This window comes from Streptomyces sp. PH9007 (assembly GCF_059813725.1).
In genome coordinates this window covers 3994652-4015857 of record NZ_CM187440.1, presented here as the reverse complement: position 1 = coordinate 4015857, position 21206 = coordinate 3994652, and the positions used below count along the sequence as shown (strand labels likewise).

Sequence of the window (21206 nt, the reverse complement as noted above, 5' to 3'; positions counted from 1 at the left end):
GATCGTGTCACGCGCCGGCGGCCCCCGCACCCGGACGCTCGCCGTACGCCTCCCGGCTGGCCTCGATCTCCTCGATGTGCTCCATGGCCCAGCCGGCCAGGCCGAGCGCGGGCGGGATGAGGCTGCGGCCGGTGGGCGTCAGCTCGTACTCCACGCGCGGCGGAACCTCCGCGTAGGCCGTACGGGAGACCAGTCCGTCGCGCTCCAGGTTCCGCAGGGTCAGGGTGAGCATGCGCTGGGAGATGCCGGGGATCTGCCGGTGCAGGTCGGTGAAGCGCAGGCAGCCCTCGTCCAGGGTCGCGACGATCAGCAGCGTCCATTTGTCGCAGATCCGGTCGAGCACGGCGCGGATCGTCCGCCCGCCGTCGCCCCGGATCATGCAGGTGTGTTCGTACTGCGACATGACAGCCCCCTGTGCGTAGCGCACATCCGTGTGCCTTTTGTAAGCCGATCCATAGTGACTCACGATGAGGCAACTTACGTCCGGTAACTATTGCCGCAAGGGGTTCTCGTGACCGTCGCCTACTGGATCGTCGCCGCGCTGCTCACCGTGTTCTACCTCTACGCCGGGGGCAAGAAGGTCACCCAGAGCCAGGAACAGCTCCGGCCGATGATGGGGTGGGTGGACCGGGTGCCGATGCCGGCCGTCCGGACCATCGGGGCGCTGGAGGTGCTCGGGGCGGTGGGCCTGATCCTTCCGCCGCTGACCGGGGTGGCGCCGTGGCTGGCCCTCGCCTCCGCGATCGGGCTGTTCCTGGTCCAGGTGGGGGGCATCGTGGTGCATCTGTCGCGCGGCGAGGCCCGGCTGATCGGGCTCAACATCGGGCTGCTGGTGGCGGCGGGCGCGGCGGGCTGGCTGGGGACCGTCTGGCTGTGACCCGGTGGGCGGCAGCTCAGGGGGGTGGGACGGCGGGCCGCGCCGGTCCGTCCCACCCCTGGCGCGGTCAGCTCCCGGCGAGCGCCTGCCCGGCCTCGCGGGCGGCAGCCAGGGCCTGGGTGTGCTGCTCCTCGGCCAGGTCCTTGAGGCTCTCCATGCCCGGGGTGGTGGCGGCGAGGGTGAGTTCACGCTTGATGACGGTGAGGTCGGCCTGCCAGATGTCGGCGAGGACGCGCCGCAGGTACGGGGTGGAGTGGTCCCAGCCCTCGCGCGGGGCGCCGGGGCCGTAGCCACCGCCGAGGGTGGTGACCAGCACGGTGGGGGTGCCCTTCAGCAGCGGGGTGGTGGGCCCCGCGCCCGCGATCACGAGGTCCACCCAGGTCTTGAAGTGCTGCGAGACGCCGTAGTTGTACAGCGGTACGGCCAGGATGGCGGCGTCGGCGTTCTCCAGTTCGGCGGCGAGCGTGGCACCCAGCGCGACGGCGTCGCGCTGCTCGGCGCTGCGGTCCGCCTCGGGGGTGAAGCCCGCGGTGATGGCGGTGACCCAGGCGTCGGCGGGCAGCGCGTCGGTGCCCAGGTGGCGGCGGGTGACGGCGGCGGTGGGATGGGCGGCGGTCCACTGCGCCTCGGCGATGTCGGCGATCTCGGCGCTGCCGGAGGTGCTGGGGAAGATGCTGGCGTCCAGACGGAACAGGTTCATGGGGTGGCTTCCTCGCAGGGTCGGGCGGCCCGCGGTGGCGATCGACCGCGGCCTGGGATCACTATAAACGGACTTCACCCCGGTTATCTTCCCCGGGCGGTAGATTGGTTCCGTGGACCCCTCTCTCGTCCCCTTCGGGAAACCGCGCGCCGAACGCGCCGACGCCGTGCGCAATCGTGAGCACCTGCTGCGCACCGCCCGCGAGATGCTCGCGGAGCTCGGCGCCGACAAGGTGACGATGGACGGCCTCGCCGAGCGCGCCGGCCTGGGCAAGGGCACCGTCTTCCGCCGCTTCGGCACCCGGGCGGGCATCTTCCGGGCGCTGCTGGACGCCGACGAGCGGCACTTCCAGGAACAGGTGCTCTCCGGCCCCCCGCCCCTGGGCCCAGGCGCGGACCCGGCCGAGCGCCTCATCGCGTACGGCCGGGCCCGGATCGCGTTCATCCTGGATCACCACGCCCTCGCCCGGGCCAGCATGGAACGCCATCAGTCCATGCCACCCGGCGAACCGGGGGTCTCCCAGCTCCACATCCGCACGCTGCTCGGCCAGGCCCGGATGGAGGGCCCCGGCCTGACCGCCCTGTCCCTCCAGCTCACCGCCGCCCTGGAGGGCCCGCTGCTGCTTCCGGCCTCCCGGCTGTGGGACGCGGAGAATCCGCCGGACGCCCACGAGCTCGAACGCTTCCTCGGCGACGGCTGGCAGGCCCTGATCGAACGCGTCATGCGCTGAGCGACACCCGACAGGGCGGACCGGGGCGGAACACGTACGCCGCACGCGTCGTCTCGTCATGCCGCTCGCCGCCCCGGCCGTTCCGCTCTCGCCAGCCCACGGCACGGGGACGGCCCACCTCAGGAGCACTACCCTCGCGTGGGCCCGCCGACGCCCCGACAGAGGTCACTCGGTCCGCGCACGGATGCATGCTCTTCCCTATGACGACTCGTACGCGCACGACGGTCAGCCTCCCGGCCGATCTTGTCGCCCATGCTCGCGCCGCATCCGGTGGGAACCTGTCGGCCTACGTCGAACACGCCCTGCGTTCCTAGCAATTGCGGGACACGGCCTCCGCCGTGCGCGCCTGGCGTGCGCGAGCGGCGGACGACACCGACGAACTGGCCGGCATCTTCGGCGAGGACATCGCGTGACCCCTCTCGCCCACGGCCAGGTCTGGCGCGTCCAACTGACCACCAAGACCAGGGCAATGGTCATCGTCGGGTCCCACGCCGCCCTGAACGCCCTGCCGGGAACGGCCATCTGCATGACCGTCGATGAGGCGGATGATCTCAGGTCGTACGGAAGGCTCCGGGCGGACGCTCCCGTGTCGGCGTGCGGGAGGACGCGGCGCCCGGCGCCATGCCCCTCGGCGTCCTTCCGCTCCGTCCGGGAGGGACGGTCAGCCAGTGATCCACAGGATCAGCAGGCCCACCGCGCCCACCGCCGCCGGGGCGAGCGTCTCGTAGGACCAGCGCACCGTGACCTCGCCCTGGGCGGCCGGGTCGCCCGCGTGGCGCTCGGCCAGGTCGCGCAGCTCCGCCACCGCCACGTCGGAGGGAGCGGTACGGGGCTGGTCGGCGTCCTGGCCGATCCGGTCACGGCCGCCCAGTCCGAACATGCCGCCGCGCGGCTCCTCGCCGGCGGCGAGGCGCTCGTTGTGACGGGTCGCCTTGCCACGGGCACGCAGCGACACCGGGATCGCCCACAGCTGATAGGTGGCACCGCCGGCCCGCAGCTCGCACGAGTAGGCGGCCTTCACGCTCTCCACCGCGGCCCAGGGGGCCACCACGGTACGGAAGGGGTTGCGCACCCGCAGCCGCTCGGCGCCGGCGAAGACCGCCGGGCGGAAGGTGAACGCGGAGACCAGCGGCACGAACAACAGCAGCGCCGCCGCCGCGACCACCGGCGTCCGTCCGTCCCCGCGCAGGATGGCGTCGCCTCCCAGCCAGACGGCCAGGCCGATCAGCAGCACACCGGCGGCGAGCGCCGAACCGGAACGGTAGACGCGGTCGGCGTACTGGGGGGGCTCACTCGTCATGCCCCCGATTCTGCCGGACACCCGCCGCTTTCCGGCCTCCGAGGGGGTTCGCGCTACGGGACAACGCTGTCGGTCCGCGAGTCGTGGATCAGCTCGCCCCCCTCGTCGTACGCCTTGATCACCGGTTCGCCGTCCGGTGACTGCTCGGCGATGCCGGCGACCGCGAAGTACCCGGACTCCAGAGCGGCTTCCTCCGTGGCGCCCGCGTACGTCACGGTGAGCCGCGCGACCTCCGGGGAGATCTCGCCGTAGTGCGCCCAGCGGAACGGCGTCGTCCACTCGTCGCCCGCGTAGTGGCGGGAGGCGTTGGAATCCGGGACAACCGGCACATCCCGCTCCGGCGGAGCGCCCGCGCTGCCCTGCACCCCGGAGAAGTTGCCGTCCGGGTCGGCCGTGCAGGTCATCTGGTGGTGATCGGCCGAGGTCGGGTCGTCCGTCACCGCCAGCACCCGCCGCCACGGGCCGGGGCCCTGGTTCTCGTTGCCCTGGCTCTCCCAGGCGAGCACGATGCGCAGGTCCTCGATGCTCGGGTTCTCAATGGAGGTCTGCACCCTGCCGGGGTCGGGCTGGTCGGCGTACGCCTCCTCGACGCAGCGCTCCAGGATGGCGGCCGCCTGCTCCAGGGTGATGCCGTCCAGCAGCTGCCGCTGCGGATCGGACGGGGGCAGCGGGCCCTCCTCCTGGTCCTGGTCCTGGTCAGGGGGAGACCCTCCCGATTCCTGCGGCGTCTCGGGCTCCGAGGGAGCCGGGGGCCCCGCGGGCTGCACGGCCGTATCCGCTCCGGAGCCGCCCGACCCGCTCCCCTGGGCCGCGAGCGCGAACCCGGGCACGGCCACCAGCACCGCGAGACCGGCGCCCAGCGCCACTCTGCTCCGCTGCCGGGCGGCCCTGCCGTTGCGGGCGATCGCCTCCAGGGGGGCCTCGGAGGGGGCCACCCGTTCCGCCCGCTCGTTCAGCAGCTCCCGCAGCCGGCGTTCCAGTGGGGTGTCGTCTTCCCGGTCGTTCATTCCGGCTCACTCTCCCTCTCCCTCAGGCGTGTGCTCACGCCTGGCCTCACTCCTGGACTCATGTCTTGCTCATGCCTTGTCTTCACGCGTGGCCGTGATCCCCGGGCCTGCGCCCCGGCCCGTTCCGCAGGGCACCCACGGGCGCCGCGCCCCCCGACGCGGCGCACGCCCTCAGCGCAGCGACGCGAGCAGCCCCGGCCGGACCAGCAGCCGCAGCTTCGCCAGCGCCTTCGCCGACTGGCTCTTGACCGTGCCGACCGAACAGCCGAGCGCGGCGGCGACCTCGGCCTCCGACAGGTCCTCCCAGTACCGCAGCACCACCACCGCACGCTGGCGCTTCGGCAGCTTCAACAGCACCTCCGAGAGCATCGCCCGTTCATCGGCCCTCGCAAGGTCGTCCGGCGCGGCCAGCACATCCGGCGGCAGATCCGTCAGGTGCTCCCGCACCCGCCGTTTGCGGAACCGGTCCTGGTGGGCGCTCACCAGCACCCGCCGGACATAGGCGTCCGGGTTGTCGCTGGAGCGCACCCGGTGCCAGGAGCGGTACACCTTGGTCAGCGCGTTCTGCGCCACGTCCTCTGCCAGGTGGGCGTCCCCCGTCAGCAGATAGGCCGTGCGCACCAGCCTGGGCCAGCGGCTGCGCACGAACCCCTGGAACTCTTCCTCGTCCTCGGGCCTCATCTCCGGACCACCCCTTCCACCCCCTCGACCACCATGTGCGGCGATTCGGTTGCCCGCCGTGCGGAAGGAATCCGCAGATGCGGGGGTGGCCTCCCACTACGCGCGTAGATATGCTCGTCTGGTGAGCATGCCACCCACCGCCCCCGCCGCCCTCGCGGATGTCACCGCCTCCGACGCGGCCCTGCGCCGCCACCTGCACGGCCTGCCAGGAGTCGACACGGTCGGCCTGGAAGCCCGTGCCGCCACCCTCGGCACCCGCTCGATCAAGACCACCGCGAAGGCGGAGGCCATCGATCTGGCCATCTCCATGATCGACCTGACCACCCTGGAGGGCGCGGACACCCCGGGCAAGGTGCGCTCGCTGTGCGCCAAGGGCGCGCGGCCCGAGCCGAGCGACCCGGGCGTACCCCAGGTTGCCGCCATCTGCGTCTACCCCGACATGGTGAACATCGCCAAGGAAGCGCTCGCCGGTACGCCCCTCAAGGTCGCCTCCGTCGCCACCGCCTTCCCGGCCGGCCGCGCCGCCCTCCCCGTCAAGCTCGCCGACACGCGCGACGCCGTGGCCGCCGGCGCGGACGAGGTGGACATGGTCATCGACCGGGGCGCGTTTCTCTCCGGTCGCTACCTGAAGGTCTTCGAGGAGATCGCCGCCGTACGCGAGGCCGCGGGGCCCGCCCATCTGAAGGTGATCCTGGAGAACGGCGAGTTGTCGACCTACGACAACATCCGCCGCGCCTCCTGGCTGGCGATGCTGGCCGGCGCGGACTTCATCAAGACCTCGACGGGGAAGGTATCCGTCAACGCGACCCTCCCCAACACCCTCCTCATGCTGGAGGCCGTGCGCGACTTCCGTGCCGCCACCGGCCGCCAGATCGGGGTCAAACCGGCCGGCGGAATCCGCACCACCAAGGACGCCATCAAGTACCTCGTGCTGGTGAACGAGACCGCCGGTCCTGACTGGCTGTCCCCCGACTGGTTCCGGCTCGGCGCCTCCAGCCTGCTGAACGACCTGCTCATGCAGCGTCAGAAGCTGGCCACCGGCCGCTACAGCGGCCCCGATTACGTCACCGTCGACTGACCGAGGACGCAAGGACACCCCAACAGATGAGCATCTTCGCGTACGCACCCGCGCCCGAGTCGCGCGCCGTCGTCGACATCGCACCCTCCTACGGCCTGTTCATCGACGGCGAGTTCCGGCCCGCCGCCGAGGACAAGGTCTTCCCCACCCACTCCCCCGCCACCGAGGAGCAGCTCTCCGAGGTCGCCCACGCCGGGGCGGCGGACGTGGACGCGGCGGTACGGGCCGCCCGCACCGCGTTCGGCCCCTGGTCGGCGCTGCCCGGCGCCGAACGCGCCAAGTACCTCTTCCGCATAGCGCGGCTGATCCAGGAGCGCTCGCGCGAGCTGGCCGTCCTGGAGTCGCTCGACAACGGCAAGCCGATCCGGGAGTCCCGCGACACCGATCTGCCGCAGGCCGCCGCCCACTTCTTCTACTACGCGGGCTGGGCGGACAAGCTGCGGTACGCGGGCTTCGGGCCCGACCCGCGCCCGGTGGGAGTGGCGGGCCAGGTCATCCCGTGGAACTTCCCGCTGCTGATGCTGGCCTGGAAGGTCGCGCCCGCGCTGGCCACCGGCAACACGGTCGTCCTCAAGCCGGCCGAGACGACCCCGCTGTCGGCGCTGTTCTTCGCCGACATCTGCCGCCAGGCGGGACTGCCGCGCGGTGTCGTCAACATCCTCACCGGGGACGGCTCCACCGGCGCCGAACTGGTCGCCCACCCCGGCATCGACAAGGTCGCCTTCACCGGATCGACGGAGGTCGGGCGGGCCATCGCCCGTACGGTCGCGGGCACCCACAAGCGGCTCACCCTCGAACTCGGCGGCAAGGCCGCGAACATCGTCTTCGACGACGCGCCTATCGACCAGGCCGTCGAGGGCATCGTCAACGGCATCTTCTTCAACCAGGGCCATGTGTGCTGCGCCGGATCGCGGCTGCTGGTCCAGGAGTCGATCCAGGAGGAGCTGCTGGACGCCCTCAAGCGGCGCATGGAGACGCTGCGGGTGGGCGACCCGCTGGACAAGAACACCGACATCGGCGCCATCAACTCCGCCGAGCAGCTGGCCCGCATCCAGGAGCTGGCGGCGGCAGGTGAGGCGGAGGGCGCCGGGCGCTGGCAGCCCGCCTCGTGCGAACTGCCCTCCCAGGGCTACTGGTTCGCGCCGACGCTGTTCACCGAGGTCCAGCAGTCGCACCGCATCGCCCGCGAGGAGATCTTCGGCCCGGTGCTGTCGGTGCTGACCTTCCGCACCCCCGAGGAGGCGGTGGCCAAGGCGAACAACACCCCGTACGGGCTGTCCGCCGGCATCTGGACGGAGAAGGGCTCGCGGATCCTGTCGGTGGCCGACAAGCTGCGGGCGGGCGTCGTCTGGGCCAACACGTTCAACAAGTTCGATCCCGCGTCGCCGTTCGGCGGCTACAAGGAGTCCGGCTTCGGGCGCGAGGGCGGCCGGCACGGGCTGGAGGCGTACCTCAATGTCTGACAGGTCCGACAAGAAGAAGACCGCGAAGGCGGCGCCGGCTCCCGCGCGGCTGAGCGTGCTCAAGACCTACAAGCTGTTCGTCGGGGGCAAGTTCCCCCGCTCCGAGAGCGGACGGGTGTACGAGGTGACCGACTCCCGCGGCGGCTGGCTGGCCAACGCCCCCCAGTCCTCCCGCAAGGACGCCCGCGACGCGGTGGTCGCCGCCCGCAAGGCGTTCGCCGGCTGGTCCGGCGCGACCGCCTACAACCGGGGCCAGGTGCTGTACCGGGTCGCCGAGATGCTGACCGGGCGGCGCGAGCAGTTCGCCGCCGAGGTCGCCGACGCCGAGGGGCTGTCGGTGGAGGCGGCGCTGGCGGCGGTGGACGCCGCGGCCGACCGCTGGGTCTGGTACGCGGGCTGGACCGACAAGATCGCCCAGATCGCCGGGGGCGCCAACCCGGTGGCCGGGCCGTTCTTCAACCTCTCGGTGCCCGAGCCCACCGGAGTGGTGGCCGTCCTGGCGCCGCAGAAGTCCTCGCTGCTGGGCCTGGTGTCCGTGCTGGCGCCGGTGATCGCGGGCGGCAACACGGCCGTGGTGGTGACCAGTGCGGCGGCGCCGCTGCCCGCGCTGTCGTTCGCCGAGGTGCTGGCCACCTCCGACGTACCGGGCGGGGTCGTCAACATCCTCTCCGGCGACACGGCGGAGCTGGGCGTGCCGCTGGCGGCGCACCAGGACGTCAACGCGATCGATCTGACCGGCGCGGCCGGTGACACCGCGCTGGCCACCCAGCTGGAGACGGCGGCGGCCGACAACCTCAAGCGCGTGCTGCGGCCCGCCGACGAGGACTGGGCGGCCGACCCGGGCACCGGGCGGTTGCTGACGTTCCTGGAAACGAAGACCGTCTGGCACCCCATCGGCGTCTGAACGGCGCGCATACGGGACAATGGGGTCCCGTGACCGTTACGCCGCAGACGCCGCCGATACCCCCCACGTCGCAGGCGGATCCGGAGCCCGGACCCCGGGCCCGGGTCATCCTGCTGACCGGCCCCTCCGGATCCGGGAAGTCCCGGCTCGCCGTGCGCTCCGGGCTTCCGGTGCTGCGGCTCGACGACTTCTACAAGGAGGGCACGGACCCCACCCTGCCGCCGCTGCCCGACGGCTCCGGCACGGACTGGGACGACCCGGCCTCGTGGAACGCGGAGGCGGCGCTGGAGGCGGTGCGCCGGCTGTGCGCGGCGGGCAGCGCCACGGTCCCGGTGTACGACATCTCCACCTCCGCGCTCACCGGCAGCGCGCCGCTCGACCTGGGCGGCGCGCCGCTGTTCATCGCGGAGGGGATCTTCGCGGCGGAGATCAGCGAGCGGTGCCGGCGCGAGGGCCTGGCGGCGGACACCCTGTGTCTGCGCAACCGGCCGCTGACCACCTTCCGGCGCCGGCTGGTGCGCGATGTGCGGGAGTCGCGCAAGTCGCTGGTGTTCCTGCTGCGGCGCGGGTGGAAGCTCATGCGGGCGGAGGGCCGGATCGTGGCCCGGCACGTGGAGCAGGGCGCCCACCCCTGCGGCCGGGACGAGGCGCGGGCGCGCATCGCGCGGCTGTCAGCAACCGCCGTCGCTGATTAGGTGATCGAGGTATTACCCAGCGTGGGATTGTGTACCTCCTGGGCATGAGTGACACCTATGCGATGACGGAAGCCCGCGCGAAGTTCGGCACGCTCATCCACCGGGTCGCGCATTCTCACGAGCGCATCACCATCACCGACCACGGTCATGCCGCCGCCATACTCATCAATCCCCAGGACCTGGCAGACCTGGAAGACGCGCTGGCCGTGTCCGACTACCAGCGCCGGAAAGCCGCAGGCACGCTGAAACTCATCCCTCACGAGGAAGTTCGCCGACGACTCGGGTTGGACGGACAAAGCGGCGAGTGACCTACCGCAACGACGGGAGCGAGGGGCGCTCAACGCAGCAGCGCGTTTCCTCAAGGAAGACCCCGAGGGCCTGGAGCAGGTCTTCGCCTCCGTCAACCTCCCCGCGGCCGAGCCCCGGCCCGACGGCAGCACCCCGTACGGCTCCGACAATCTGTGCCGTATCCATATCGGTCGCTATCGCGTCATCCACGAGATCGAAGAGTCGACCATCAGCATCGGCGTCATGACGCTCGGTTGGGTGCCCTGAGCGCTCACCGACTTCAGCGGGGTCCGGCGCCCCCCAGGCACCGGACCCCGCTCTTTCCCCCGTGTTCCCCCGTTCCCCCCTTCCCTCGGGTTTCCCCGCGTTCCCCCGTGTCCCCCGCTGCCTCAGGCCACCAGCTCGCCGAAGGACTCCTCCACGTCCCGCCCCATGTTCAGCGAGCGGTCCTCGCGCAGCCGGCGCAGGGTGCGCCAGATGCTGCTCTTGACGGTGCCGACGCTGATGTTCAGCGTCTCCGCGATCTCCGGGTCGGTCTGACCCTCGTAGTAGCGCAGCACCAGCATGGTGCGCTGCTGTTCGGGCAGCCGCGCCAGCGCCTGCCACAGCACGGTGCGCAGTTCGGTGCCGCGCATCGTGTCGTACTCGCCGGGGGACTCGGGCAGTTCCTCGGTCGGGTACTCGTTCAGCTTGCGGCGGCGCCACGCGCTGATGTGCAGGTTGGTCATGGTGCGGCGCAGGTAGCCGCCGACCGCCGCCTTGTCGGTGATGCGTTCCCAGGCGCGGTACGTGGACAGCAGCGCGCTCTGGAGCAGGTCCTCCGCCTCGTGCCGGTCACCGGTGAGGTGGTAGGCGGTGGCGTACAGGGAGGCGCGGCGCTCTCGCACGTAGGCGGTGAACTCCGCCTCCGTGACCCCCTCGCGCCGCGCTCCCCGCACGGTTCCCCCGTTCCCCCCGGTCTCCCCCGTCTTCCCCCCCACCGCGTCCACCGCACTGAGGTGCGCCGGGCGCGGATGACCGGTGCCGCGATGACCCCCCAGCCTGTTCGCGGCGCCGGACGACGTGTTCCCCGTCACGTCGCACCGCACGGGAACCACGGAGGTGCGAGCGCGCGTCGTACCGATGACTGCCGTGTTGCTGATGCTGTGCAGTGCGCTCATCCCGCTGCCCCCATCGTGTCGCCGTGCCGTACTCGGTGTGTCGGGGAATACATTGCCCGGCCAGTTTCATGGGGCCGTCCCCCAACTGTCACAGCGGTGTCACAGGCGCCCGCGCCCTCTTCCGGGAACGCACGGTCGAACTCTCCGGGGTCCATAGGCCACAATGAGCCGCGTGGCTTTCCTGTTGCTGATCGAGGACGACGAGGCGGTACGTACCGCCCTGGAGATGAGCCTGTCCCGCCAGGGGCACCGGGTGGTGACCGCCGCGACGGGCGAGGACGGCCTCACGCTGCTGCGGGAACAGCGGCCGGATCTCATCGTTCTGGACGTCAACCTGCCCGGAATCGACGGTTTTGAGGTGTGCCGTCGCATTCGCCGCACCGACCAGCTGCCCATCATCCTGCTCACCGCGCGCAGCGACGACATCGATGTCGTCGTCGGCCTCGAATCGGGCGCCGACGACTACGTGGTCAAGCCCGTCCAGGGCCGCGTCCTGGACGCGCGGATCCGCGCCGTCATGCGGCGGGGCGAGCGCGAGTCCCACGACGCGGCCACCTTCGGCGCCATCGTCATCGACCGCGCCGCCATGACCGTCACCAAGAACGGCGAGGACCTCCAGCTCACCCCCACCGAACTGCGGCTCCTGCTCGAACTCAGCCGCCGCCCCGGCCAGGCACTGTCCCGGCAGCAACTGCTGCGCCTGGTGTGGGAGCACGACTACCTCGGTGACTCCCGCCTGGTGGACGCCTGTGTCCAGCGGCTGCGCGCCAAGGTCGAGGACGTGCCGTCCTCCCCGAAGCTGATCCGCACGGTGCGCGGCGTGGGCTACCGGCTGGACGCTCCTTCGTGACACGGCGCGCCAGGGGCAGGCTCATACGGAGCGCACTGCGGCTCACCTCGCTGCGGCTGCGGCTGGTCACGGTGTTCGCGCTGGTGGCGCTGGTGGCCGCCGTGTCGGTGTCCGGCATCGCGTACTGGCTCAACCGTGACGCCGTCCTCACCCGCGCGCAGAACTCGGCCCTCAAGGACTTCTCCCAGGCGCTGGGCGACGGCGCGGGCGGGCTCCCCGAGGATCCCGCCTGCGAAATGCTGCGCGACATGGGCACGATCATGACCAGCGGCAACCAGACCTATCAGGTGGTGCTGGTCGACCGGGGCGGCGAGGACGGCGACTGCGTCATCGAGACCGCCCCCAAGAGCTTCCGGCTCGACATGGTGCCGGCCTCGCTCGTCGACGCGGTGCACGAGCGGCGCGATGACACCGACGCCCCGTACCACCTGTACTGGCAGCGGGTGGAGATCGACGGCGACCCGTATCTCATCGGCGGCGCGCAGGTCATCGACGGCGGCCCGACCGGCTATCTGCTCGCCTCCCTCATACCGGAGCGCGACGATCTCAACTCGCTCGCCTGGTCGCTGGGCATCGCCACCGCGCTGGCCGTCATCGGCTCGGCGCTGCTCGCCCAGGCCGCCGCCACCACGGTGCTGCGGCCCGTGGCCCGGCTGAGCAACGCGGCGCAGCGGCTGGGCGAGGGCAAGCTGCACACCCGTCTCGAGGAGCGCGGCGCGGACGAACTGGCCGAGCTGTCCCGTACGTTCAACGCCGCCGCGGAGTCCCTGGAGCGCCGGGTGGAGGATCTGCGCGCCCGGGAGGCCGCCAGCCGCCGCTTCGTCGCCGACATGTCGCACGAACTGCGCACCCCGATGACCGCGATCACCGCCGTCACCGATGTGCTGGAGGAAGAGGTCGACAGCCTCGACCCGATGATCGCCCCGGCCGTCCAGCTGGTGGTGAGCGAGACCCGCCGCCTCAACAGCCTGGTCGAGAACCTGATGGAGGTCACCCGCTTCGACGCGGGCACCGCCAAGATGGTCCTGGACGACGTCAACATCGCCGATCAGCTCACCCACTGCATCGACGCCCGCGCCTGGCTGGACGCGGTCGAGCTGGACGCCGACCGCACGATCACCGCCCGGCTCGACCCGCGCCGCCTGGACGTCATCCTCGCCAATCTGATCGGCAACGCCCTCAAGCACGGCGGCGGCCGGTCGGTACGCGTCTCGGTGCGCGAGGAGAGTGACGAGGCGCTGGGCCGCGACGATGTCGTGGTGGAGGTCGCCGACCAGGGGCCCGGCATCCCGGAAGAGGTGCTGCCGCACGTCTTCGACCGCTTCTACAAGGCGAGCGCGTCGCGACCGCGGTCCGAGGGCAGCGGTCTCGGGCTGTCGATCGCGCTGGAGAACGCCCATCTGCACGGCGGCGAGATCTCGGCGGCGAACGCCCCGGGCGGCGGCGCGGTGTTCACCCTGCGGTTGCCGCGCCAGCCCCCCGAGAACGACGAGGACACGGACACCGACAGCGGGGACGACGGGGACGACGGGGACAGCGGCGGCGCCGAGGGCGGCCGTCCGGGAGAGGAACGCAGCAGGTGAGGGCAGGTACGGAACGCACACGGCGGCGGACGCGGCGCACCCGGCGGGCGGGACGGACCACCGCGCTCGGTACGGCCGCCGCGCTCCTCGCGCTGGCCGGCGCCACCGGGTGCGGCATCCGCTCCACCAATGTGCCGGTGGACGCCGGGCCCGCCCCCTCGCGCGCGAGCTGCGACACCACCATGGACACCTCCGGCACCGACGGGACGGTACTCACCGGCGGGGCCGAGGTGTTCCTGGTCTGCGGCACCCGGGTGGAGGCCGTCTCGCGCACCGTGGACACCGCGGCGGTCGGCTCCGACCGGCTGCGGATGGCCACCGTCCTGCTGACCGAGCTGCAGAACGACCCGGGCGGGGACGAGCAGGCGGCCGGGTTCACCAGCGCCGTGCCCCTGGATCTCGCCGTCTCCGGCCCGGTCGGCGACGACCCGGAGACGGTCCTGCGGCTGAGCCAGCGCCCCAGCGAACTGCCGGCGTTCGCCCTCGCGCAGATCATCTGCACCTTCGCCGGGGTGGAGGGCCTGGGCAACGGCCACGCCGTGGTGCTGGGCGGCCCCGCCGACTCCCCCGACCCGCGCCCGCAGACGTACCCGTGCAGCGCGGCGATGCGGCACAGCCCCGAGTCGGCGCCCTCGGTGGGCCGCTCGCTGTAGGCCGCCCGTGGTGGGCCACTCGCGGTGGGCCGCGCAGGTCACATCGAGCGCGGGGAACCGTACCGGGGGGCAGGGGCGTCCTGGAATCCGTGCACCGTCATCACGGCGGCCCGGCGGGGCGTGCCAAGCGCGAAAGCGGTCATCGCGGCGAGATCCGCGACCAGAAGGTCGACCCGAGGGTTCGGGTGGTGGCCTTCGTCCTGCTCACCGTGTATCTCGCCGTCGTGGGCTGGCTGATGCTGCGCCCGCGGTCCGTGATGTGGGTGTCGCCGCCCAATCTGGAGCCGCTGGCCACCATCCGCGCCGACCTCGCGGCGGGGCCCGGGCAGGCGCTGCGCACCATCGGCACGGGCCTGGGGGTCTTCGCCCCGCTGGGGGTGCTGCTGCCGCTGCTGGGCCGGCGGCTGGGCGGCACCCGCTTCGTCTCGCTCTTCCGCACGGTGTTCGCGGCGGCGATGATCTCGCTCGGGATCGAACTCATGCAGTCGCTGGAACCCACCCGGGTCGCCGATGTGGACTCGCTGCTGCTGAACGCCGGCGGGGTCACCCTCACGCATCTGCTGTGCTATGGGAAGCTGCGGGACCTGCTGCTGCGCGACACCACTCCGCCCTCGCCGTCCCCGCGTCCCGAACCCGACGCCGTGCCGGCGCCGATCGGTTCGGCCGCGCCGTTCCGGCGGCCCGAGGCGCGGCGCGGTACCGCCCACCGGGTCGGACTCGCCCCCGGCGCGCGGTAGCGTGGAGGGCAGCACGGCGGCGCGGCAGCACGGCAGCGGCGCGGCACCACGAACGAGAAGGGCCGCACCCCACGGCTGGGGGTACGGCCCTTCTTTCGTGCGCGTCCCGGTGTCCCGGCTCGGGGAGCGGGGAGCGGGGGCGCCGGGTGTCAGCCGAGCAGCCCGCCCTTGAGCGCACCCGCGGGCAGCCCGCCGAGCAGACCGCTGGTGGCCTGGTTGAGCACATCGCCCTGGCCGCCGAGCAGGCTGTTGGCGTCGGTGGTGCCGTTCAGCGGCTTGGTGACCTCCTGGAGGCCGGCGGCGGCGTTCTCGCCGTTACCGGTGAGACCACCGGCCACCTCGCCCAGCGGCACGGCCTTCACGACCTGACCGGTGGTCCCGGCCACCAGCTCCTCGCCCAGCGCGTGGGCGGAACCCGCACCGGTGGCGGCGAGCGCGGCACCGACGGCGGCGGCACCCAGGGTCTTCACGGTGGTGTGCTTCATGAGTCACTACGTCCTTGTGTGGGGTGGGATGTCAGCGGCTGGGCCGTGTCCGACACAGAGCGCCGGTCAGGCCCGCGGCGGCTGGTGCGGTGCATCGCAAGGCAGAGAGTCGCCCTCATAGCGGGTTATTCGGGCGATTCGACAACGCAGCGAGGTGCCGTGCCAGGCGTCGCGGGCCAGGCGGGATGGGTCAGACGCGGCCTAGGGCCCGAGGGCGAACGTAGCCACTGGAAGCCCGCGCCGCAAAGGATCGAAATGTCTCGCGCGTCCCGCCCACCGGTCGGATCAACTGCCTTTCGCCGCAGGCCCACACGCCGCAGCACGTCACCATCCGGCCAGGTCAGGCAGGGTTCTCCGACGCCGATGGGAACAGCCACTCGGAGCGTAGTGCGGCATATCCCGGCTTGATCACCTCGTTGATCATCGCCAGACGTTCATCAAAAGGAATGAACGCCGACTTCATCGCATTCACCGTGAACCACTGAAGATCGTCGAGCGAATACTGGAACGTCCGTACGAGGTGCTCGAATTCACGGCTCATGCTCGTATCGCTCATCAGCCGGTTGTCGGTATTGACCGTCACCCGGAAACGCAGCCGCCGCAGCAGCCCGATGGGGTGCTCGCCGTACGAGGGCGCCGCCCCCGTCTGGAGGTTGGAGGTCGGGCACATCTCCAGCGGGATCCGCTTGTCACGGACGTACGCCGCCAGCCGCCCGAGCCGCACCGCGCCGTCGTCACCGACCTCGATGTCGTCGATGATCCGCACCCCGTGGCCCAGCCGGTCGGCGCCGCACCACTGGAGCGCCTGCCAGATCGAGGGCAGCCCGAACGCCTCGCCCGCGTGGATGGTGAAGTGGTTGTTCTCGCGCTTGAGGTACTCGAACGCGTCCAGGTGGCGGGTGGGCGGGAACCCGGCCTCGGCGCCCGCGATGTCGAAGCCGGCCACGCCGCGATCGCGGTAGCGGTTGGCGAGTTCGGCGATCTCGAACGCGCGGGCGGCGTGCCGCATGGCGGTGAGCAGCGCGGCGGTACGGATCCGGTGGCCGGCCGCGGCGGCGCGCCGTTCACCCTCCCGGAACCCCTCGTTGACGGCCTCGACGACCTCCTCCAGGGTGAGCCCGTCCTCCAGATGCTGCTCGGGGGCGTACCGGATCTCCGCATATACCACTCCGTCGGCCGCCAGGTCTTCCACGCACTCGGCCGCCACCCGGACGAGTGCGTCCCGGCGCTGCATCACGGCGCAGGTGTGGGCGAACGTCTCCAGGTAGCGCGGCAGCGAGCCGGAGTCGGCGGCCTCGCGGAACCAGACCGCCAGCTTGCCGGGGTCGGTGTCCGGAAGCCGGTCGTAGCCCTGCTCGGCGGCGAGTTCGACGATGGTGGCCGGGCGCAGCCCGCCGTCGAGGTGGTCGTGGAGCAGGACCTTGGGGGCGCGCAGGATCTGTTCCCGGTTCGGCACCGGGGCGTGGCGGGGCGCAGAGCTCTGAGTCATCCCGGCACTGTAGCGCCTACGCGCGTAGACGAGGGGGAGGAAACCCGCCGTCCCGGCAGCGCGGGGCGGGCGGGCCACCCCGCGCCTATCCGTCCCGCCCCGCGTCCGGCTCCATGCGGCCGGTGCCCGCGAACCGGCCGCGCCGCCCCAGCAGGAACCGCTTGAAGTCGGCGACCGGCCGGGTGTCGGGGTGCCCCGCCAGCCAGGCGACACCGATCTCGCGCACCGCCCGGGGCGCCGTCACCACCAGATCCCGGGCGGTGGGCCGGGGCACCATGGGCGGCGGCAGCAGCGCCACCCCGAGCCCGGCGGCGACCAGGCCGCGCAGTGTCTCCGGCTCCTCGCCCTCGAAGGCGATCTTCGGTATGAACCCGGCCCGCGCGCACAGCACATCCGTCAGCTTCCGCAGTCCGTACCCGGGTTCGAGGGTGACGAACGGCTCGTCAGCCGCCTCGGCCAGCCGCACCCGCTTGCGGTTCGCGAGCCGGTGCCCGGCCGGTACGACCAGGAACAGCCGCTGTTCGTCCAGGCGCCGGGTCACCAGGTCGGGGGCCTCGGGGATCGGGGAGGTCAGGCACAGGTCCAGCTCGCCCAGCCGCATCCGCTCGATCATGTCCTCGCCGTAGCTCTGGACGAGCGCGAACCGCACCCGGGGGTGGTCCTCGCGGAACTCCCGGATGAGGGCGGGTACGGTTTCCGGACCCATGGTGTGCAGGAACCCGAACGCCACCTTGCCGGCCGCCGGATCGGCGTCCGCGCGCACCGCCTCCGCAGCGCGGCCGATCTCGCCGAGCGAGCGCTCCACGGAGCGGGCGAAGGCCCGGCCGGCCGGGGTGAGGCTGACGTTGCGGCCGTGCCGGGCGAGCAACGCCACCCCCAGGTCGGCCTCCAGCCGGGCCATGGCGCGGCTGAGCGTGGACTGCGGTACGCCGAGTTCGCGCGCGGCCTGGGTGATGTGCTCGTGCCGGGCGACGGCGGCGAACTGGGCCAGGCGGGGGCTGAGCAGCGCGGCCCACGCCTCGGGCGGTACGTCGGCGCCCGCCGCCGTACCCCCGACCGCGCTTGTTACACGGATGTCTTTTCCGTTGCCCGGATATGACATGGACCCCCACCACCTGCGTTGATGCACCAGCGCATCAATCATCGCAGCTTTGTGCATTGGACGCATGAAAGGCGCCGTCCTAATTTTGACGACATGCCCACCGCAGCAGCCACGAAGGTGTCGGCCACCGCCGACCCCGCTCTAGTCCAGGCCCCGAGCCCTCACCCGAAGCCCACCCCGGCACCGGCCACGACCGCGACCGCGACCGTCCCGGCGACCCGCACCCCGGTCCCCGTCCCGGTCTCGCGCCTCCGCGTCAACCTGGCCCTCTTCGCCCTCGGGGTGGCCACCTTCGCGCTGCTGTTCTCCACCCAGGCACTGCTGCCCGACCTCGCCACCGCCTTCTCGGTGGCCCCGGGACAGGCCAGTTGGACCATCTCGGCCACCACCATCGCCCTGGCCGTCGCCGTCCTGCCGCTGAGCGCGCTCAGCGAACGCTTCGGCCGCCAGCAGCTGATGACGGTCTCGGTGACCGTCGCCGTGGCCCTGGCCCTGGTCATCCCCTTCGCCCCCGACCTCACCACGCTGATCGCCCTGCGCACCCTCCAGGGCGCGGCCATCGCCGGCATCCCGGCCTCCGCCGTCGCCTACCTCTCGGAGGAGCTGGACGCCCGCTCCACGGTCGGCGCGGTCGGCCTGTTCATCGCGGGCAACAGCGTGGGCGGCATGCTCGGCCGCATCCTCACCGGCTGGGTCGCCGAGGGCTGGGGCTGGCGCGCCGCGCTCGCCGCCGTCGCCGTCCTCGCGCTGGCCGCCGCCGTGCTCTACCGGCTGCTGCTGCCCCGGGCCCGCAACTTCACCCCCACCGCGCTGCGCCCGCGCGCCCTGCTCGCGACGGTGCGCACCCACCTGTCCGAGCCGCTGCTGGTCCGGCTGTTCGCGATCGGGCTGCTGCTGATGTCGGCGTTCAGCGCCGTCTACACGGTGATCGGCTTCCGGCTGGTGGCGGAGCCGTTCGGCCTGTCCGCCGGGCTCATCGGCTCGGTGTTCGTCATCTACCTGGTGGGCACCTGCTCCTCCTCGGTGACGGGCCCCATGGTCGAACGCCTCGGCCGGCGCGGCGCCCTCTACCTCGCCATCACCACCGTGACCGGCGGGCTGCTGCTGAGCCTGGTCGACAACCTGGCGACCGTGCTGCTCTCCCTGGTGCTGATCACCGGCGGCTTCTTCTTCGGCCACGCCGTCGCCTCCGGCTCGGTGAGCCGGGCGGTGACCCACGGGCGGGCGCAGGCCTCGGCGCTGTACCAGGTGGCGTACTACCTGGGCAACAGCGTGGGCGGCACGCTCGGCGCGGTCATCTTCCACCGGGCCGGCTGGGAGGGTGTGGTGGCCTTCGGTCTCGTCGCGCTGCTGACCACCGCGGGCATCACGCTGTACGCCACCGGACGCGCCCGGGTGGTGCGCCGGCGCGAGGCCGCTCTCGCCTGACACAACGGCATAAGGGCGGAACCGCCCGCCCCCGGGGGACGTGATAGAGGCCACACTCCTTCCCCCGGGGGGACTTCGATGGCCAGTGGTACATCGCGCGGCGCCGTCGCCGCACTGCTCAACGCCAGCGGGCTTGGCGCCGGTTATCTCTATCTGCGGCTGTGGGGCCGGGCGGTGGCGGCCTGGGCCGGCACCGCCGTCCTGGTCCTGTCGGCGATCTGGATCCATGCCTCCGGCACCCCGTGGTTCTGGCTCACGGTGTTCGCGCTGTGGCTGGCCACGATGGTGCGCGGCGGCTGGAAACACGGTGCGGCGGCGCCGCCCGCGGCCCGCCCGCCCTGGCTCCCGCTGACGGCGGCGGTGGCGCTGCTGGCCCTGGTGACCGCCGGCGTGGTCCAGTACCGCGGCGGCCCCGGGCAGGAGACGGAGCGCGGCGACGCGGCACACGCGGCGGGTGACTGCGCCCGGGCCGTCGAGCACTACGACGCGGCGACCGCGGGCCGCAACGAGCTGACGTTCTCCCCCGCCCTGGAGCGCGCGGCGGACGGCCGGGCCGGCTGCCGCATCCTGCTGACCGCCGAAGCCGCCGCCGCCGAGGCGGACTTCACCGGGGCCATCAACGGCTACGGGGACTACGTCGCGCGCTACGACGGCTCCCCGCCCTGGCCGGGGGCGCCGGACCGGCTCGCCGAACTCCACCTGGGCCAGGCCGACTCGCTCGCCGACGGCGGCACCATCGAGGCGGCGTTCGCCGCCTACGCCGCCATCCCCGCCGGGTTCCCGGACTCCGAACCGGCCGCCGCCGTACCCGAGCGGCTCGACGCCCTGTACGCACGGCACACCCGCGCACTCGCCGACGAGGACCACTGCGCGGCGGTCGGCGAACTGCGCCCCTTCATCACGCTGCGCACCGAGCACCAGGGCGACCCGCTGGCCGAGGGCCTGGCGGAACGGGCGGAGGCCGCCTTCCCCGACGCGCTGTACGAGTGCGGCATCACCAGCTATCGGGACGATGACCACACGAGCGCCCGGACCGCTCTGGAGGAGTTCCGGAGCCTGTACCCGGACGACGGGCGTACGGAGCGGGCCGGCGACACCCTCATCGCCATCGAGATCGCCGACATCGGCGGCGGCGCCACCGGCGACCTCCCCGACCCCACCCCGGCGGGCAGCGCCCCGGGCGGCACCGCCACCGTGGAGATCGTCAACGACTCCCCCGAGGCGCTGGAAATCCTGTACACGGGCGCGGAGACCGGCACGAAGACGGTCGACGCGTGCGGTGGCTGCACCACGCAGAGCGACCTGCTGTCCGGCTGGAGCGACACCGCCTGCCAGGCGGGCATCGACCGGCCGACGACCACGATCCGGCTCCCCGCCGGGACGTACGAGTTCGTCGTCCGCACTCCCGACGACTCCTCGGTCACCCCGTTCTACGGCTCCTGGGAACTGTCCTCGGGCACGGCGTACTCGGACTGCTATTACATTGAAACGAGCCTGTACTGATGCGCGTCGAGCCGATGGGACCGGTGCTCGCCGCCCTCGCGAACCTCTTCGGCGCGGGTCTGCTGGGGGGCGGCGGGTGGCTGGCGGTGTCCTTCGCCCACGGCGCCCTCTCCGACCCCGAGACGACGGTGGACGCCGTCGTCTTCGGGGCCGTGGCGCTGTTCGGGGCGCTCGTCGCCTACGTGGGTCTGGGCACGCTGCTCCACAACCGGGAGCGGCGGCGCTCCACCCGTCGGCTGGCCACGCAGGGGGTGGACGGCGCCGCCGAGGTGATCGCCATCGGGCCCGAGGAGATCACCCCGGACGGCCTGAGCACCCAGCACGCACTGCGGCTGCGCGTCACGGGCCCGGGCTTCGAGCCGTTCGAGGCGAGCACGACGGAGCCCGACAACCACTTCCCCGGCCTGGTGGTGGGCAGCAGACTGGCCGTCGTCGTGCACCCGCCCAGCCGGGAATTCACCCTGCACCGGGCCGCCCCCGTCTGTTAGGGTCC

Annotated in this window: 23 protein-coding genes; 14 read left to right on the top strand and 9 right to left on the bottom strand. The window is 72.3% G+C overall.

Features of this window, described 5'->3' with window-relative positions; all coding sequences use genetic code 11:
* Positions 1-7 precede the first annotated feature (7 nt).
* Positions 8-403 (bottom strand): winged helix-turn-helix transcriptional regulator, encoded by a 396-nt coding sequence (locus tag ACTFAP_RS18565; RefSeq protein ID WP_500466899.1) that lies wholly within the window; start codon positions 401-403, stop codon positions 8-10.
* 108 nt (positions 404-511) lie between these two features.
* On the opposite strand from ACTFAP_RS18565, the gene ACTFAP_RS18560 reads away from it, so the two are divergent.
* Positions 512-877 carry a DoxX family protein gene (locus ACTFAP_RS18560; RefSeq protein ID WP_500466897.1) on the top strand — a complete coding sequence of 122 codons (366 nt, stop codon included), beginning with the start codon at positions 512-514 and terminating at the stop codon, positions 875-877.
* 67 nt (positions 878-944) lie between these two features.
* Here the strand turns inward: ACTFAP_RS18560 and ACTFAP_RS18555 are convergent, their stop codons facing one another.
* Entirely contained in the window at positions 945-1577 is a 633-nt protein-coding gene (locus ACTFAP_RS18555) for an NAD(P)H-dependent oxidoreductase (protein WP_495681587.1), read from the bottom strand.
* A gap of 112 nt (positions 1578-1689) precedes the next feature.
* On the opposite strand from ACTFAP_RS18555, the gene ACTFAP_RS18550 reads away from it, so the two are divergent.
* On the top strand, positions 1690-2307 hold the full coding sequence (locus tag ACTFAP_RS18550) for a TetR/AcrR family transcriptional regulator (RefSeq protein WP_500466896.1): 618 nt from the start codon (positions 1690-1692) through the stop codon (positions 2305-2307).
* Positions 2308-2968: 661 nt separating this feature from the next.
* Here ACTFAP_RS18550 and ACTFAP_RS18545 read toward each other — a convergent pair.
* The 3 genes from ACTFAP_RS18545 to ACTFAP_RS18535 form a co-directional block, all read right to left on the bottom strand.
* Positions 2969-3607, bottom strand: coding sequence for a PH domain-containing protein (locus ACTFAP_RS18545; RefSeq protein WP_495681583.1), 639 nt, complete (start codon positions 3605-3607; stop codon positions 2969-2971).
* Positions 3608-3660: 53 nt separating this feature from the next.
* Positions 3661-4614, bottom strand: a complete 954-nt coding sequence (locus ACTFAP_RS18540; RefSeq protein WP_495681582.1) for a hypothetical protein — start codon at positions 4612-4614, stop codon at positions 3661-3663.
* Positions 4615-4785: 171 nt separating this feature from the next.
* On the bottom strand, positions 4786-5295 hold the full coding sequence (locus ACTFAP_RS18535; protein ID WP_495681581.1) for a SigE family RNA polymerase sigma factor: 510 nt from the start codon (positions 5293-5295) through the stop codon (positions 4786-4788).
* A gap of 127 nt (positions 5296-5422) precedes the next feature.
* On the opposite strand from ACTFAP_RS18535, the gene deoC reads away from it, so the two are divergent.
* Genes deoC through ACTFAP_RS18510 form a run of 5 tightly spaced genes read left to right on the top strand, consistent with a single transcriptional unit; the run spans position 5423 to position 9743 of the window.
* The gene (gene deoC / locus ACTFAP_RS18530) at positions 5423-6373 is read left to right on the top strand and encodes a deoxyribose-phosphate aldolase (RefSeq protein WP_400010491.1); all 951 of its coding nucleotides are present in this window, start codon (positions 5423-5425) and stop codon (positions 6371-6373) included.
* A gap of 26 nt (positions 6374-6399) precedes the next feature.
* The gene (locus tag ACTFAP_RS18525) at positions 6400-7836 is read left to right on the top strand and encodes an aldehyde dehydrogenase family protein (RefSeq protein ID WP_400010133.1); all 1437 of its coding nucleotides are present in this window, start codon (positions 6400-6402) and stop codon (positions 7834-7836) included.
* On the top strand, positions 7829-8740 hold the full coding sequence (locus tag ACTFAP_RS18520; protein WP_495681580.1) for an aldehyde dehydrogenase family protein: 912 nt from the start codon (positions 7829-7831) through the stop codon (positions 8738-8740). Before ACTFAP_RS18525 ends, ACTFAP_RS18520 begins: the two co-directional genes overlap by 8 nt.
* Positions 8741-8769: 29 nt before the next feature.
* Positions 8770-9435 (top strand): uridine kinase family protein, encoded by a 666-nt coding sequence (locus tag ACTFAP_RS18515; protein ID WP_495681579.1) that lies wholly within the window; start codon positions 8770-8772, stop codon positions 9433-9435.
* Positions 9436-9479: 44 nt separating this feature from the next.
* Complete coding sequence (locus ACTFAP_RS18510; RefSeq protein ID WP_495681578.1) at positions 9480-9743, top strand: type II toxin-antitoxin system prevent-host-death family antitoxin; 264 nt, start codon at positions 9480-9482, stop codon at positions 9741-9743.
* Between the two features lie 369 nt (positions 9744-10112).
* On the opposite strand, the gene ACTFAP_RS18505 is transcribed toward ACTFAP_RS18510, so the two are convergent.
* On the bottom strand, positions 10113-10883 hold the full coding sequence (locus ACTFAP_RS18505; protein ID WP_390117648.1) for a SigE family RNA polymerase sigma factor: 771 nt from the start codon (positions 10881-10883) through the stop codon (positions 10113-10115).
* A gap of 172 nt (positions 10884-11055) precedes the next feature.
* On the opposite strand from ACTFAP_RS18505, the gene ACTFAP_RS18500 reads away from it, so the two are divergent.
* From ACTFAP_RS18500 to ACTFAP_RS18485, 4 genes are all read left to right on the top strand, one after another.
* Positions 11056-11733, top strand: coding sequence for a response regulator (locus ACTFAP_RS18500; RefSeq protein WP_385603886.1), 678 nt, complete (start codon positions 11056-11058; stop codon positions 11731-11733).
* The gene (locus tag ACTFAP_RS18495) at positions 11631-13316 is read left to right on the top strand and encodes an ATP-binding protein (protein ID WP_500469494.1); all 1686 of its coding nucleotides are present in this window, start codon (positions 11631-11633) and stop codon (positions 13314-13316) included. Before ACTFAP_RS18500 ends, ACTFAP_RS18495 begins: the two co-directional genes overlap by 103 nt.
* Positions 13313-13969 (top strand): hypothetical protein, encoded by a 657-nt coding sequence (locus tag ACTFAP_RS18490; protein WP_500466895.1) that lies wholly within the window; start codon positions 13313-13315, stop codon positions 13967-13969. Before ACTFAP_RS18495 ends, ACTFAP_RS18490 begins: the two co-directional genes overlap by 4 nt.
* Before the next feature lie 89 nt (positions 13970-14058).
* The gene (locus tag ACTFAP_RS18485) at positions 14059-14706 is read left to right on the top strand and encodes a VanZ family protein (RefSeq protein ID WP_400010142.1); all 648 of its coding nucleotides are present in this window, start codon (positions 14059-14061) and stop codon (positions 14704-14706) included.
* 149 nt (positions 14707-14855) lie between these two features.
* Here ACTFAP_RS18485 and ACTFAP_RS18480 read toward each other — a convergent pair whose 3' ends face one another.
* From ACTFAP_RS18480 to ACTFAP_RS18470, 3 genes are all read right to left on the bottom strand, one after another.
* A complete protein-coding gene (locus tag ACTFAP_RS18480; protein WP_390117653.1) occupies positions 14856-15191 on the bottom strand; it encodes a hypothetical protein in 336 nt (111 codons plus the stop codon).
* Positions 15192-15531: 340 nt separating this feature from the next.
* Positions 15532-16680 (bottom strand): adenosine deaminase, encoded by a 1149-nt coding sequence (locus tag ACTFAP_RS18475; protein ID WP_400010143.1) that lies wholly within the window; start codon positions 16678-16680, stop codon positions 15532-15534.
* Positions 16681-16765: 85 nt separating this feature from the next.
* Positions 16766-17782: a LysR substrate-binding domain-containing protein gene (locus ACTFAP_RS18470; RefSeq protein ID WP_495681576.1), complete on the bottom strand. Its 1017-nt coding sequence runs from the start codon at positions 17780-17782 to the stop codon at positions 16766-16768.
* Positions 17783-17875: 93 nt separating this feature from the next.
* Here ACTFAP_RS18470 and ACTFAP_RS18465 point away from each other — a divergent pair, with 93 nt between their 5' ends.
* From ACTFAP_RS18465 to ACTFAP_RS18455, 3 genes are all read left to right on the top strand, one after another.
* On the top strand, positions 17876-19210 hold the full coding sequence (locus ACTFAP_RS18465; protein ID WP_500466894.1) for an MFS transporter: 1335 nt from the start codon (positions 17876-17878) through the stop codon (positions 19208-19210).
* Positions 19211-19288: 78 nt separating this feature from the next.
* Complete coding sequence (locus ACTFAP_RS18460; protein ID WP_500466893.1) at positions 19289-20713, top strand: hypothetical protein; 1425 nt, start codon at positions 19289-19291, stop codon at positions 20711-20713.
* Positions 20713-21201 carry a hypothetical protein gene (locus tag ACTFAP_RS18455; RefSeq protein WP_500466892.1) on the top strand — a complete coding sequence of 163 codons (489 nt, stop codon included), beginning with the start codon at positions 20713-20715 and terminating at the stop codon, positions 21199-21201. The genes ACTFAP_RS18460 and ACTFAP_RS18455 overlap by 1 nt, the downstream gene beginning before the upstream one ends.
* Positions 21202-21206: the final 5 nt, after the last annotated feature.

What these genes read in the sequence shown, in the direction of transcription:
- ACTFAP_RS18565 (WP_500466899.1), bottom strand. Translation starts at nt 403, where the DNA reads ATGTCGCAGTACGAACACACCTGCATGATCCGGGGCGACGGCGGGCGG.
- ACTFAP_RS18555 (WP_495681587.1), bottom strand. Translation starts at nt 1,577, where the DNA reads ATGAACCTGTTCCGTCTGGACGCCAGCATCTTCCCCAGCACCTCCGGC.
- ACTFAP_RS18545 (WP_495681583.1), bottom strand. Translation starts at nt 3,607, where the DNA reads ATGACGAGTGAGCCCCCCCAGTACGCCGACCGCGTCTACCGTTCCGGT.
- ACTFAP_RS18540 (WP_495681582.1), bottom strand. Translation starts at nt 4,614, where the DNA reads ATGAACGACCGGGAAGACGACACCCCACTGGAACGCCGGCTGCGGGAG.
- ACTFAP_RS18535 (WP_495681581.1), bottom strand. Translation starts at nt 5,295, where the DNA reads ATGAGGCCCGAGGACGAGGAAGAGTTCCAGGGGTTCGTGCGCAGCCGC.
- deoC (WP_400010491.1), top strand. Translation starts at nt 5,423, where the DNA reads ATGCCACCCACCGCCCCCGCCGCCCTCGCGGATGTCACCGCCTCCGAC.
- ACTFAP_RS18525 (WP_400010133.1), top strand. Translation starts at nt 6,400, where the DNA reads ATGAGCATCTTCGCGTACGCACCCGCGCCCGAGTCGCGCGCCGTCGTC.
- ACTFAP_RS18520 (WP_495681580.1), top strand. Translation starts at nt 7,829, where the DNA reads ATGTCTGACAGGTCCGACAAGAAGAAGACCGCGAAGGCGGCGCCGGCT.
- ACTFAP_RS18510 (WP_495681578.1), top strand. Translation starts at nt 9,480, where the DNA reads ATGAGTGACACCTATGCGATGACGGAAGCCCGCGCGAAGTTCGGCACG.
- ACTFAP_RS18505 (WP_390117648.1), bottom strand. Translation starts at nt 10,883, where the DNA reads ATGAGCGCACTGCACAGCATCAGCAACACGGCAGTCATCGGTACGACG.
- ACTFAP_RS18480 (WP_390117653.1), bottom strand. Translation starts at nt 15,191, where the DNA reads ATGAAGCACACCACCGTGAAGACCCTGGGTGCCGCCGCCGTCGGTGCC.
- ACTFAP_RS18475 (WP_400010143.1), bottom strand. Translation starts at nt 16,680, where the DNA reads ATGACTCAGAGCTCTGCGCCCCGCCACGCCCCGGTGCCGAACCGGGAA.
- ACTFAP_RS18470 (WP_495681576.1), bottom strand. Translation starts at nt 17,782, where the DNA reads ATGTCATATCCGGGCAACGGAAAAGACATCCGTGTAACAAGCGCGGTC.
- ACTFAP_RS18465 (WP_500466894.1), top strand. Translation starts at nt 17,876, where the DNA reads ATGCCCACCGCAGCAGCCACGAAGGTGTCGGCCACCGCCGACCCCGCT.
- ACTFAP_RS18460 (WP_500466893.1), top strand. Translation starts at nt 19,289, where the DNA reads ATGGCCAGTGGTACATCGCGCGGCGCCGTCGCCGCACTGCTCAACGCC.
- ACTFAP_RS18455 (WP_500466892.1), top strand. Translation starts at nt 20,713, where the DNA reads ATGCGCGTCGAGCCGATGGGACCGGTGCTCGCCGCCCTCGCGAACCTC.